This window comes from Piscinibacter sp. PDB1-1 (assembly GCF_056675995.1).
The window spans coordinates 99,086-111,590 of record NZ_JBWVZJ010000003.1; the positions used below are offsets into that span (position 1 = coordinate 99,086).

Annotated in this window: 9 protein-coding genes; 3 read left to right on the plus strand and 6 right to left on the minus strand. The window is 67.6% G+C overall.

Annotation, left to right across the window (positions count from 1 at the left end):
- Positions 1 to 4: 4 nt before the first annotated feature.
- From tagF to AC1KAR_RS16455, 6 genes are all read right to left on the minus strand, one after another.
- Positions 5 to 742, minus strand: coding sequence for a type VI secretion system-associated protein TagF (gene tagF / locus AC1KAR_RS16430; protein WP_480319626.1), 738 nt, complete (start codon positions 740 to 742; stop codon positions 5 to 7).
- Positions 724 to 4,320: a type VI secretion system membrane subunit TssM gene (gene tssM / locus AC1KAR_RS16435; RefSeq protein WP_480319628.1), complete on the minus strand. Its 3,597-nt coding sequence runs from the start codon at positions 4,318 to 4,320 to the stop codon at positions 724 to 726. Before tssM ends, tagF begins: the two co-directional genes overlap by 19 nt.
- Before the next feature lie 3 nt (positions 4,321 to 4,323).
- Positions 4,324 to 5,661: a DotU family type VI secretion system protein gene (locus AC1KAR_RS16440; RefSeq protein ID WP_480319630.1), complete on the minus strand. Its 1,338-nt coding sequence runs from the start codon at positions 5,659 to 5,661 to the stop codon at positions 4,324 to 4,326.
- A 39-nt stretch (positions 5,662 to 5,700) separates the two neighbouring features.
- Complete coding sequence (gene tssK / locus AC1KAR_RS16445; RefSeq protein WP_480319632.1) at positions 5,701 to 7,050, minus strand: type VI secretion system baseplate subunit TssK; 1,350 nt, start codon at positions 7,048 to 7,050, stop codon at positions 5,701 to 5,703.
- 61 nt (positions 7,051 to 7,111) lie between these two features.
- Positions 7,112 to 7,615 carry a type VI secretion system lipoprotein TssJ gene (tssJ, locus tag AC1KAR_RS16450; protein WP_480319634.1) on the minus strand — a complete coding sequence of 168 codons (504 nt, stop codon included), beginning with the start codon at positions 7,613 to 7,615 and terminating at the stop codon, positions 7,112 to 7,114.
- A gap of 111 nt (positions 7,616 to 7,726) precedes the next feature.
- Positions 7,727 to 8,632, minus strand: a complete 906-nt coding sequence (locus AC1KAR_RS16455; protein WP_480319636.1) for a LysR substrate-binding domain-containing protein — start codon at positions 8,630 to 8,632, stop codon at positions 7,727 to 7,729.
- A gap of 79 nt (positions 8,633 to 8,711) precedes the next feature.
- On the opposite strand from AC1KAR_RS16455, the gene AC1KAR_RS16460 reads away from it, so the two are divergent.
- From AC1KAR_RS16460 to AC1KAR_RS16470, 3 genes are all read left to right on the plus strand, one after another.
- Positions 8,712 to 9,707: an NAD(P)H-dependent flavin oxidoreductase gene (locus AC1KAR_RS16460; protein WP_480319638.1), complete on the plus strand. Its 996-nt coding sequence runs from the start codon at positions 8,712 to 8,714 to the stop codon at positions 9,705 to 9,707.
- A 40-nt stretch (positions 9,708 to 9,747) separates the two neighbouring features.
- Positions 9,748 to 9,969, plus strand: a complete 222-nt coding sequence (locus tag AC1KAR_RS16465; RefSeq protein WP_480319640.1) for a 2-hydroxymuconate tautomerase family protein — start codon at positions 9,748 to 9,750, stop codon at positions 9,967 to 9,969.
- A 69-nt stretch (positions 9,970 to 10,038) separates the two neighbouring features.
- Positions 10,039 to 12,414 carry a penicillin-binding protein 1A gene (locus AC1KAR_RS16470; protein WP_480319641.1) on the plus strand — a complete coding sequence of 792 codons (2,376 nt, stop codon included), beginning with the start codon at positions 10,039 to 10,041 and terminating at the stop codon, positions 12,412 to 12,414.
- Positions 12,415 to 12,505 lie beyond the last annotated feature (91 nt).

Sequence of the window (12,505 nt, forward strand, 5' to 3'; positions counted from 1 at the left end):
CGAGCTACCAATGCCCCTCCAGAAGTTCGCAGAAATACTGCGCGGGTGGCAGGCCCTGCGCCACGCTGAGGCTGTTGTCCGGCGTGTCGGCATGGTCAGGCCACCACAGGCTGCGGCCTGCAAAGCGCAGCATCACGTCGTCGGCCAGCAGTGCCTGCACCCAGGTCCCGAGATTGGCTACGCCATGAAAGCTGTGCCGGACGCGGCCGGGCAGCAGGCTCGCGGTGGGCGCGGCATCGCCAGGCTCGGCGATCTCGCCCGCGGCCGGAGCGCGCGCCAGCGCGACCTCGAAGTCTTCGAGCGTGGCACCCGCCTGCAAGGTGCCGAGCGCGGCTGCGCTCAGGTGCGCGAACCAGTTCTGCAGCGCCTGGATGCCCGCACTGCTTCCCGGCAAGGCCGGCGCGCTGCGCACGATCACCAGCGGAAAGTAGCGCCCAACCTTGTCGACGCTGGGCATCATCACGCCGTACCACCACTGGGTGTCGACCACCCCAGGTGCCCATGCAAAGCGCCAGATCGGCCCGGTAAGGTAAACCTCGAGCCAGCGTTCGCCGAGCTGGGCGCGGCTTGCTTCGACGCCGCGCGCCAACCAGTCGTCGCACACGTCGACAAATTCTTGCGGAAGGCGCCGGCTCGCAAAGTCGCCGAGCATGGCCATCTTGCCGTACCAGCCGGGGGCTCCCACGCCCGTGCCTTCGAGCAGTTCAAGCAGGGACTGTTCGTTCAGAGTCTTCCCGGGCATGAGAACTGTTCCAGTTCAGGCAAGCGGAACGGGTTGCGAACGCTGCTGGTGGTGACGAGGAAAGCGGCCCGCCGTCCATCCACGTTGAACGTGGCCTTGAAGCGCTCCGGTGCCCCGGCGCCTTCGATCTGCTGACGATCGAACAGCCGCATCAGCGCCCAGGGGCCGTCGTGCACCAGGCCCGACGTGCCGTTGACCGACACCGGCGTGAGCGCCACGCGAACCTGCGAGCTGCCGCGCGGGCCGGGCCACTGAATGCTGCTCGGGATCTGCGGGCCGTGGGCGTACTTCACCACTTGGCCGTCGACATCGAGCGTGAACTGCGTGATGGTGGCATCCATCTCCAGGGGCTTGAAGTCGAGGCGCATGCCCAGTTGCGGGCCGCCGCGGAAGAAGGTGTCGCGGATCACCGCGGCGTGCTGAAACTGCAGCAGCGTGGAACTGTCGGCGCCCATGCTCGCGCCATCGACGCTTCGGAACTTCCAGGGCCGGGTGGTGGTATCGACGAAGTTGGCCAGGTTCTTCTGGAAGAAGGCGTCGAGCAAGCCGCCGGGCGCGAACACGCGGGCGAAGTCTTCCTGGGTGACATCGCGCGTGCTGCCCTTGGCAAACGGGTAGCGCCCGCTGATGGCCTGACGGCAGAACTCACCGATCTCCGAGTTGATGGCGTTGCCCAGGTTGCTGCGCGTGATCGCCAGCGCCGCAGATGTGCCGCTCACCGACAAGGTGGCCAGCATGGAGCGCACTGGCTCCGGCAGGCGTGCGGACTCGGCCTTCACCTTGTTGGGCACATCGGACGGCGGTGGCACGTTTCCGCCCTTCACGGCCGTATCAGCAGCAGTGAGCAAGGTGTAGACCTCGTTGATCAACGCCACCGTGCCGTCTACGGGTGCAGGGATCTTGCCGTCGGGCGAGCTCACGAACTGCCGCAGGCCGACGAACCGGTCGTCGACGATGCTCTCGATCGAATCGCCCGGCGCCACCGGGGGCGCCGTGCTCTTGTTGCCCAGCAGCCGCATCAACTCTTCGCGCGAGCGCTGCAGCGCATCGCGTGCCTTGGTCTCGACCTTGCTCGTCACGTCTTTCGAGTCGCGCAGCGTTGTCTCGCGCGACATGGCCCGCAGCAACGGCACCAGCGGGTTGTCGGGCGCAGAGAGCACACGTGCCATCTGTACCGCCTGGGTCAGGTTGCCAGTGTTGAGCATCTTGATGTCGGCGATGAAGGCCTCCCACACCTTGGCGTACTCGGTGAGATAGAGGCGGCGTACCTCGTCGATGAGCTGCATCTTCACGTCGAGGTCCTTGAGCGCGCTCTGGCGCCGGGCGTCGGTCACGCCGAGCACCCAGCTTTCCTCGTCGGCCAGTTGCGCGGTCACCCGCTCCACTTCGCGCTGGAAGCCCTTGTGATAGCCATCGTGCGTGAACAAGCCGGGCACGCCCTTGGTCAAGGGTTGGCCGCTGGCGCGCGTGAAGACCAGCGCCGCACCCGGTCCGGCCGCCTTGGCGATGGTGAAGTCAGGGAACTCCGCACCCACGCCCTGGCGCACGAGGCGGCGGAACACACGCTCGGTGAGCGGCATGGCCGACAGGCGTGCTCGTGTCTGCGCAACGAGGTTCTTGTCTTCGGGCAAGGGCGAAACGACCGCGCCTTCAGCCAGCAATGCATCCAGGTGCGATTCGAGTTCGGCGCGCTGCTCGGTCGTCACCGAGCGCGGCAGCGTCGTCTCCCAGGCGGCCATGGTGTACAGCTTGAGCGCCGATGCATCGAAGCGCTGCGGGTCGTACAACATGATGTAGGCCTTCAGGGCCTCGTACTGCAGCTCGGGGTTGTCGTTGCCGGTCTTGAGCTGTTCTTCGATGCCCAGCGCAATGCGCGGCAGCACCGAGTCGACCAGCATGCGGCGGTACGCGAGTTGCGAGCTGTTGTCGAGCTTGCGGCCCTGGTACAGCCCGAAGCCGAGCGACATCGGCGGTGAATCGCCGTGTGTCGAGCGAGCGAGATCGCGCGTCGCCTGCAGCGCCGGCAGCAACACCAGCACGTCGGGCGAGTTGCGGTTGGGGGTGCCCTGCACCAGCTTGTTGACATCGCCCACGCTCGCATCGACCTGGGTCACGTAGCGTTCGTTGCCGAGGTAGCTGACACCCCAGGCGATCACGGCACCGATGGCGACCACGCCCACCAGGGCATAGGCACCCAGCGCGAGCAGGCCGCGGCGGCGCTCCCATTTCGAGTCCGTGCCCGCCAGGCCGCTCTCGGCGAACACCACCTCCTTGAGCAGCCGCGAGAGGAAGTAGCTCTTCCCGCTGGCCTGCAGGGGCGGCACCACCGTGCGCTCCAGCCGGTAGGTGCGCGCGATACGCCCCAGCATGCGATCGATGGGCGTGCCCTCTTGCGTGCCGCTCACGAAGTAGACGCCGCGCAGCAGCGGGTGCGCCTCGAATTGCGAGGGCGAGAACACCTGCTCCAGAAAATTCTTGAGCAGGTCGCGCAAGGCCTCGAACTGCTGAGGGAAGCCATAGATGCGCGCACGCCGCTGCAGGTCGCGTTCGAGCTGCAGCTTGCCGATGATGCCGTCGGTGAGCCGCCGCTCCAGTTGGTCGAACTCGTGGCTGAAGGTTCCTAGGTCGGTGTGCTGCTGCTTGTCGAGCTTGAAGGTCATGCCCCAAGGCGTGGCGCGCGTGTCCTTGTCGACATCGCCCAGCGTCTCCATGAAGCCCGACAGCAGATCGCACTTGGTGACCAGCAGGTAGATCGGAAAGCGCATGCCCAGGTGCTGGTGCAGCTCCTGCAAGCGCTGGCGCACCGTGGCCGCATGCAGACTGCGCTCGGCCGCGCTCTGGGTGAGCAGGTCGGCCACCGAGATCGTCACCAGCACGCCGTTGAGCGGCTGGCGCGGGCGGCTGCGCTTGAGCAGGCCGAGGAAGCCTTCCCACGCCTTGCTGTCGATGCCCTTGTTGCTGTCTTGCGTGGTGTAACGGCCGGCGGTGTCGATGAGCACCGCCTGGTCGGTGAACCACCAATCGCAGTTGCGCGTGCCACCCACGCCACGCACCGAATGCTGGCCAGAGGAGCCCGCCAGCGGAAAGTTCAGCCCCGAGTTGATGAGCGCCGTGGTCTTGCCCGAGCCCGGCGCGCCGATGATCACGTACCAGGGCAGCTCGTACAGATACCGCTTGCCCAGGCGCGACGACAAGCCGCTCCACAGCCCTGCAAGGCCGGCGCGGGGCTGTTCGAACTGGGCCGTTTTGAGCGTCTGCAGCGCCTGCGTGAACCGCTCGTTCAGCGTCTTGATCTCGCCGTCGGCCGGGTCGGCGGCAGCGGCCGCCGGCCTGAGCAACTGGTCGACGACCTTCGCGTTCTTCTTGCGCGACGCCCACAGCTTGTAGAGGTTGCGCAAGACGATCAGTACCACCAGCAGGCCGATGCACACCACCCGCGCCGTCACCGTTTCGAGCGGGCGGTAGTCGCCCACGGCGATCAGCGGGCCGACGATCCAGATCAGCAGCGCGACCGCCGCCAGCCCGAGCGCCAGAAGCAGCCACGGGTTGAAGATGAATCCGAGGAGCTTCTTGATCATGGGTCAGCTTGCGGGCGCCGGCGTCGGACGGGCGATGAAGAGCGTGATCTCCACCCGTCGGTTGAGCGCGCGGTTCGCCACCGAGTCGTTGGGCGCAACGGGTTCGCCATCGGCGCGGCCCTCGGCCCGCACGCGCTCGGGCGGCAGGCCGTTGCGCAGCAGGATCTGCCGCACCGTGTTGGCACGCGCCTCCGAGAGGTGCCAGTTGGACGGGAAACTCGCCGTGCGGATGCGCACGTTGTCCGTGTGCCCCGTCACGACCACCGCCCCGGGCAACGGCTTCAACGCTTCGGCGATGCGCTTCATCAGCGCCTCGCGCTCGGGGCTGAGCGTGGCGCTGGCAGGGGCGAAAAGACCGTCACCACGAATTATGACCACGCTGCGGTCGACCTCATCACGCACCGCCACCTGCTCCGCCTTGATGTCCGAGATCAGCAGTTGCGCCAGGCGCGGTGCGGGCGCGGGCAGCTTGACCGGTGGCGTGGGCGGGGGCAGCCGCAGCTCTTGAATGCGCGAGTACACCGGGTCGGAATCGCCGCTGAGCTTGAACGCCAGGCCGCTGTAGATCAGCACCATCAGCAGGCCGACCACGGCCGCCGTCACCCACAAGGGCAACCATGTGAGCATGGAGCGTCGCGATGGCTTCTCGCCCACCCAGTTCTGAGCCAGCGCCGGCGCGTAGGGCCCGCGCTCCTTCTGCAATATCTGCGCGAGGCGCTCGCGCACGGCTTCGAGCTGTGCCTTGCCGCCATCGACCACGCGGTAGCGGCCCTGGAAATCGAAGCACAGTGCCGCGTAGATCAACTCCAGCAGGTCTCTGTTGGCCGCCGGGTTCTCGGCCAGCTTGGCCATCAACTGGAACACCTTCTCGCCACCGCCGGTCTCGTTGTGGAACATGGCCAGCAGGCTGTGCCTCCCCCATTGCCCCGAAGCGCCCCACGGCATGGTGGCCGCGACTTCGTCGAGCAGGGTGCAAAGGATGTAGCGCGCGGCGAGCACCCGCTCAGGCGCAATGCCCTTGGCTCGCGCGCCGGCTTCGAACTCGCGGATGCCTTGCGCCATCGACTCGCGCAAGGCTGCGGGGTCGTTCAGGTGCGTGGTCGCGCGCACCTGCGGCACCAGGGCCAGCAAGGGGTTGGCCAAGGCCACGAGCGGGTTCAGGCCGCTCTCGCTGGGGCCGATGTCGGCGGCGACATCCGCCCCGGCCGCCGCACCGCTGCGCACCGTGGTCGTCGTGGCCGCGTTGCCTGCCGCACTCGAACGCCCACCTGGCGAGGGCATGATGAACGTGCGGCCGGTGTCGATGTCGGCAAACGGGTCGTCCGGGTTGGAGCTGCTCATGGGCGTGTCTCGGCAATCAGGGCGGGCTGGCGATGCTGCCTACTTGCGGATGGCCCAGAGCTCCAGCTCCAGCCCTGGGAAGTCCCCCGAGATGTGCATGGCCACGCTGCCGTTCTGCTCGATGGGCTTCCACAACTCGGACGTGCTGCGATCGAGTTCGAAGTAAAAGTAGCCCGCATGGAAAGGCAATTGCCGCGGCGCCACGGGCAGCGAGCGCAGGCCGATGCCCGGCAGCTGCAGGTTGACCAGATCGCGAATCTTGTCGACCGGCCCGACCTTGGTGTGCGCCGGGAACCGCTGGCGCAACTGCTCACCCGGTACCTGCGCATTCACGGCCAGAACGAAGGTGCCGCTGCGAGCCAATTCGAGATCGGTGACGACCGCCGTGCGCACGCCGTACTTGCGGTCGACCAGATCGATCTGGATGGCGTTTTGCTCCAGCACGGCCGTCAGCATGCGGCGCAGTTCATCGAACACAGGCGTGAAAGTGCGCAGAAGATCGTCGTGCTTGTATGGCGGGAACTCCGGCGGCCTGCGCTTGTTGCTCGCCAGCGTGGCGAGGTCCCCGGCGAGGCGCAGGCAGTCGCCATGCAGTTCGCGCGGGTGGGCGCTGGGCGTGGCGGCATGCTGGCTGAAGACCGGCTCGTTGCGGTTGAGCGTTTGCAGCATCAGGAAGTCGGCCAGCTCCGACACGCCATGGCTCAGTTGCCCCATGCGGCCGGCCAGCGCCTGCGCGCGCTGCAGGATCAACCCGTGCAGCAGGGACGCGCTGGCGGAGAGCTGCGCGGAGGCGTCGATGGCCACCTGCGGCGGGATGTACCCACGCTCCAGCGTCACCTGCCCGTCGCTGCGCCGCTCGGCCACCAGGGCCACGCCGAGTAGCGCGAAGGCTTCGGTGGCTTCTTTCGCGCGCACCAGGCGCAGGCGAAGGCGGCCGGTCTGGATGGTGGTGGGTTCATCGGACGCGTCGGTGTTGTCGCGCACCTCTTCTTCGAGCGCGCTGTAGCGGGCAAGCTCGCTGCCCTCGCCCGCGGCCGCTACGCCATCGAATGCCACCTCGTTCAATCCTTCGCGTTGCAAGGGCACCGCAAGGTAGATGATCTCGCCCTTTACATCGGCCGAGACCTCCAGCGGAGCGGGAAGCGGATCGAGTTGCGGCATGCTGAAGGGCGTGCCGTCGGGCAGCATGCCGCTCGCGCGCGAGATGCCGAGCTTGCCGAGCGCAAGCAGGCCTTCGTCGAGCTCCAGCTCCGAGAAGCCCCACGCGAAGGGGCTCATGCAGCGCGCCCGTGCATCGACCAACCGTTCGAGGTAGCGCGTCTCTTGCTGAAAGTGATGGGGCTGCAAGAACATGCCCGAAGACCACACGACTTTGGCGCGCCAGCTCATGTTGTTGGATGTGGGATGGGGGTGTGTCGGCTGTCGGGCAACGGGGGCAGCAGGCCTGCGCTCAGGGAGACGAGCGTGTCGCCTGCACCGCGATGTCGCCCAGGTCGATGCGGATCTCGTTCTTCTTGCCCACGACGATCGGCACGATCGAGCGCCAGCGCGCGCGCTCGATCTCGCGGTAGCCCCCCATCACGCCGATGTAGCGGGTATCGGGCGACAGCACCTTGTTGACCGAACGCGACTCGCCGGGGCGCAGCACGAACTCATCGCGCCCGAGCAACTCGGCGCCAAGCACCGCCTGCTCCTTCTCGAACAGCGAGACGAAATCGGCCTGTTCGAAGAGCGTGGGCGACTTGAGTTCGAACACGCGCACCATGACCGGCGAGGCACGCTTGCGCGAATCGGGGTTCACCTGGGGCGACGCCACGACCACTGCATTGATCGATGCAGGGCTCTTGCCGAGACCCAGCATGCCGCAACCGCCGAGCGCGGCGAGGCCAGCCGACAGGCCGGCAAACGCAAGCGCGCGCCGGGTTCCGAACAAGGGTTGGGTGGTGGCTTGCATGGGTGTGTCGGTTCAACGCCCGAAGGGCTGGATACAACGCCCACACAGGGGCTGGAGGCACGGTCGAAGTCCGGCTCCAGAATAGCGGCGCGGCCTGCGCGCGCAGCGTGACTAAGGTAATCGCCGCTTGCGCGCACGCGCGGCAGGCGCCGCGTCGTCGGCCTTGATGGCCGCCGCGAACGAGCGCAACGTGGCACCCGAGCCAGAATCGCGCCGCCGCACCAGCAGCGTCTCGACCATGGCCGGCCGCGTACCGAGCGGCTGCACCTGCAAATCAGCCTGGCGGCGATAGCCTTCGACCGCGCTGCGTGGCAACACCGTCACGCCGATGCCGGCACCCACGCAACCGAGCGCCCCTTCAAGCGTGCCGAACTCCAGGCGCCGAAACGGCAGCCAGCCTTGCGCCGCGAAGTGCGCCTCCAGGCGCTGGCGGTATGAGCACCCCTGGCGGAACATGATCGCTGTGAGACCCCCGTCGCGCAGCCGCTCGTCAATGCGCTGGCCGCCACGCGCCGACACCAGAACCAGCTCTTCGCGAAAGACGGCCTCGCCCACCAGGTCAGGATGGTCGACGGGCCCGGCGACCAGAGCCGCATCGAGCCGATGGGCGAGCACGTGATCCAGCAGCTCGGCCGTGGGGCCGGTACGCACGTCGAGTTGCACGTCGGGGTGGTCGCGGTGAAAGCGGCTCAGGACAGCCGGCAAGCGAACCGCCGCGGTCGTCTCCATCGAGCCCAGGCGCAGGCTGCCCTGCGCGCGGCCATCGTCAAGCACGGCCGCCCTCGCCTCCGCGGCCAGGTCGCTCAGGCGGCGCACGTATCCCAGCAGGCGCGTGCCGGCGTCGGTGAGCAGCATGCCGCGACTGTGGCGGGTGAAGAGCGCGACACCCAGGTCGGACTCCAGTTGCTTGAGCCGCGCGGTGACGTTCGACTGCACGGTGTGGAGTTCCGTCGCTGCGCCACTCACCGAGCCCTGGCGTGCCACGGCGGCGAATGTCTGGAGCGCGATCGGGTCCATGCAGCCATCTCTCAAATGAAACGCTGGCATCTTAACAATTCACTTTTAAAGATTCACTCGCCGCACTACCCTTTCGGCGATGAACACCTCGCATCGACTCAAGACCGCGTTGACCGACGCTCTCGCGGTGGACCACCCCGTCCTGCTGGCGGCCATGGATCTCGTCGCAGATGCCCGCCTTGTCCAGGCCGTTGGCGAGGCAGGCGGCTACGGCTTTCTGGGCGGCGGCTACGGCGACGAAGCCTGGCTGCGCCGGGAACTGGCGGCGCTGCGGCCTTGGGCAGACGCGACCGGCCGCCCCTTCGGCCTGGGTTTCATCACCTGGAGCCTGGCGAAGCAACCGCACTTGCTCGACATCGCACTCGAATCCCGGCCCAGCGCCGTGTGGCTCTCCTTCGGCGACGTCTCGCCCTTTGCCGGGCGCATCAAGTCAAGTGGCGCCAAGCTCGTGTGCCAGGTACAGACCGAGGCCATGGCGCGCGCCGCCCTCGACCACGGCGCCGACATCCTGGTCGCACAAGGCAGCGAGGCCGGTGGCCACGGCGTGAGCCGCGGCACCCTGGCCCTGGTCCCCGCGCTGGTCGACATGGCCGGGCCGCAGGTGCCTGTGGTGGCCGCCGGCGGCATTGCCGATGGACGCGGCCTGGCGGCCTCACTGATGCTGGGCGCGGCGGGCGTGGCGCTCGGCACGCGCCTGTACGCCACCGAAGAAGCGGCTGGCTTTGCCACTGCCAAGCAGCGCATCGTGCAGGCCAGCGGCGACGACAGCCAGCGCGGCATCGTGTTCGACCTGTCGCGCCGCAACGTGTGGCCGGCCCCGTACACGGGCAGATGCCTGGCCAACGACCACCTGCGCCAATGGAGCGGCCGCGAGCTGGAGCTTCTGCGGGATCAGGCTGCGGTGGCCGAGCGGTACACCGCCGCCCGCGCCGCTGGTGACTTCGACACCGCTGCGGTGATCGCCGGTGAAGCCGCCGGGCTGATCCATGATGTGCCCAGCGTGGCCGAGTTGATGAGGCGCCTGATCGCCGATGCGGCCGAGCGCCTGCGCGGCGCCCCCTCACTCATCGCCTGAGCGCCTCTCGAATTGAAATGATCCGCAACCAGGAGCCCCCATGCCCTTTGTGAACATCCAGATCACGCGCGAAGGCGCCACCGCCGAGCAAAAGGCCGAGCTGATCGCCGGCGTGACCGACCTGCTGCAGCGTGTGCTGAACAAGAACCCGGCCACCACCTTCGTCATCATCGACGAGGTCGACACCGACAACTGGGGCATCGGCGGCAAGCCCGTGACCGAGCTGCGGCGTCAGGCGAAGGCGGCCCAGAACAAGTCCTGACCGGCGCCGACTGCGAGTTGGCCTCCATTCCTACAGACCGAGCGGGCCGGTCGGCCGCAGCATCGCGGGATGATCCTCCGACTACGCCCGGCCTTGATCGTGTCCATGCTGGGCACAGCAGTCGGCTTGGCGCTCCTCGGTACCTACATCGCCTACCTGTTCCAGGTGGCGCCGGACGCGCGCGACCTTCGCTCGATCGAACAGGTGCGCCGCTCGGTGCTGCTGACCGCAGACGGCGAGGTGCTCACGACCTTCGGGCGCACCCAGCAGGAGCGCATCACGCTCGATCAGGTGTCGCCGCACCTCATCCCAGCGCTTCTTGCGACCGAGGACCGGCGCTTCTACGACCACCCAGGGGTAGATGTGCGCCGACTGATCGGTGCCGCATGGCAGAGCGCCAACGGAGATCTCCAAGGCGGCTCAACCATCACCCAGCAACTCGCGCGCAATCTCTTCCCTGAAGAGATCGGCCGCAGCCGCTCTCTGCACCGCAAGCTGAAGGAGATCGTGACCGCCTTGCGCATTGAGCAGCAGTACAGCAAGCGGCAGATCCTGGAGCTCTATCTCAACACCGCGCCCTTTCTCTACAACGCAGTGGGCATCGAGATGGCCGCGCGCACCTACTGGGACAAGCCGTCAGCCGAACTCACCGCGCTCGAATGCGCCACGCTCGTGGGCATGTTGAAGGGAACCTACTACTACAACCCGGTGCTGCACCCCGATCGCGCCCGCCAGCGCCGCAATCTGGTGCTGGCTCAGATGGTCAAGCGCAATGCGCTCACGCCGGCGCTGTACGAGCACCTGTCGCAGCAGCCGATCCGTCTGAGTTTCAACCGGCCGACCGAGACCCTCGGCCTGGCACCGCACTTCGTCGTGCACGTGCGCAAATGGCTGCTCGAGTGGGCCGAAACCCACGATGTCGACATCTACGCCGACGGCCTGCAGATCGAGACCACGCTCGACAGCCAGCTGCAGCGCGCCGCGCAGGCTTCGGTCGAGGAGCAGATGGCGGCTCTGCAGAACGTAGCCGACGTGGAATGGAGCACGCCCAGCCTGGCCGCCACCTCGGGAGGCCTCGAGAGCTACGCCCAGCGCCGCCAGCGCGCCGACCCGTTCGCGCATTTCTGGCGGCAGCGCGCCGACCTGCTGGCCACCGCGGTGCGAGAGTCACCCGAGTTCCGCCGTGCGGTGGAAGGCGGCGCAAGCCAGACCGAGGTGTGGCGAGATCTCAGCGCCAATGCCGCGTGGATCGCCCGTCTGAAGGCGCGCAAGACCCGCCTGGAGGCCGGCTTCGTCGCCATGGACCCGACGAACGGCGAAGTCAAGGCCTGGGTGGGGAGCCGCGATTTCACCGCCGACCAGTACGACCATGTGGCGCAGGCCGAGCGTCAACCCGGCTCGACCTTCAAGCCCTTCGTGTACGGCGCAGCGCTGGAGCGCGGCCTGAGCCCCGATCGCAGCTATGTGGACGAGACGCTCGAGTTCCGCGCCGGCGGTGGCACGGTCTGGCGGCCGACCGACATGTCAGGTTCCAGCGGTGAGGCGATGAGCCTGCGCGAAGGGCTGATCCACTCCAAGAACACCATCACCGCCCAGGTGATGCGAGACGTGGGCCCGTCCGGCGTGGTGGCCCTCGCCCGCGCCGCCGGGGTCGACCAGAGCGAGCTGGCGCCGGTGCCCTCGCTTGCACTGGGCACCAGCGCGGTCACGCTGCTGGAGATGGTCAATGGCTACGCCACCATCGCCAAGGAAGGCGAGCGGCGCGCTCCCTTGTTCGTGAAGCGCATACGCGATCGCCAGGGGCGGGTGATCGCAGAGTTCGGCTCGTCGCCCAAGCGCGCCATGTCGGCCGACACCGCACTCGAGCTGATCGACATGATGCGTGGCGTGGTGAACCGCGGCACCGGCACCATGGTCAAGACGCGCTTCGGCATCGCGAGCGACGTGGCGGGCAAGACCGGCACCACGCAGAACAACACCGACGGCTGGTTCATCCTGATGCACCCGCAGCTCGTGGCGGGCGCTTGGGTCGGCTTCAACGACCCCCGGGTCACGATGCGCAGCAACTATTGGGGCCAGGGCGGCCACAACGCCATCCTGCTGGTCGGTTCGTTCTTCCAGGACGCGCTCAAGACCGGACTCGTCGACCCCAAGGCCGCCTTCGCCAACACCCATCGCGTTCCCGCTGCCGTGGCAAGCCGCGAGGAAGGCGCCGAGCTCATGCGCCTCGAAGTTGCCGCACAGCCTGTCGATGACGCTGCCCAGGCTCTCACCCAAGAGCCCGCCCCACCCGACCCGCAGGCACTGGAAACCGACCGCCTGCTCAGCAACCTGAGCGATCGCGCCGGCAGCTTTGCGCGCCGGTCAGCGGCAAGCCTGGACGCACGCGCGGAGCAGGTGCTGAGCGTCGATGCTCAGTCCCTGGTCTCCGATGAGGTGAACTGAGTGCTGGCAGAACATTCTGTTGATGGCCCAGTTCTGAGTGGCCGTGATCGACAACTCTCGCCTGCATAGGGCCCGTTCACACCAGTTGAGC

Excerpts from the sequence above, each read along its gene's own strand:
- tagF (WP_480319626.1), bottom strand. The coding sequence starts at position 742 with ATGCCCGGGAAGACTCTGAACGAACAGTCCCTGCTTGAACTGCTCGAA.
- tssM (WP_480319628.1), bottom strand. The coding sequence starts at position 4,320 with ATGATCAAGAAGCTCCTCGGATTCATCTTCAACCCGTGGCTGCTTCTG.
- AC1KAR_RS16440 (WP_480319630.1), bottom strand. The coding sequence starts at position 5,661 with ATGAGCAGCTCCAACCCGGACGACCCGTTTGCCGACATCGACACCGGC.
- tssK (WP_480319632.1), bottom strand. The coding sequence starts at position 7,050 with ATGAGCTGGCGCGCCAAAGTCGTGTGGTCTTCGGGCATGTTCTTGCAG.
- tssJ (WP_480319634.1), bottom strand. The coding sequence starts at position 7,615 with ATGCAAGCCACCACCCAACCCTTGTTCGGAACCCGGCGCGCGCTTGCG.
- AC1KAR_RS16455 (WP_480319636.1), bottom strand. The coding sequence starts at position 8,632 with ATGGACCCGATCGCGCTCCAGACATTCGCCGCCGTGGCACGCCAGGGC.
- AC1KAR_RS16460 (WP_480319638.1), top strand. The coding sequence starts at position 8,712 with ATGAACACCTCGCATCGACTCAAGACCGCGTTGACCGACGCTCTCGCG.
- AC1KAR_RS16465 (WP_480319640.1), top strand. The coding sequence starts at position 9,748 with ATGCCCTTTGTGAACATCCAGATCACGCGCGAAGGCGCCACCGCCGAG.
- AC1KAR_RS16470 (WP_480319641.1), top strand. The coding sequence starts at position 10,039 with ATGATCCTCCGACTACGCCCGGCCTTGATCGTGTCCATGCTGGGCACA.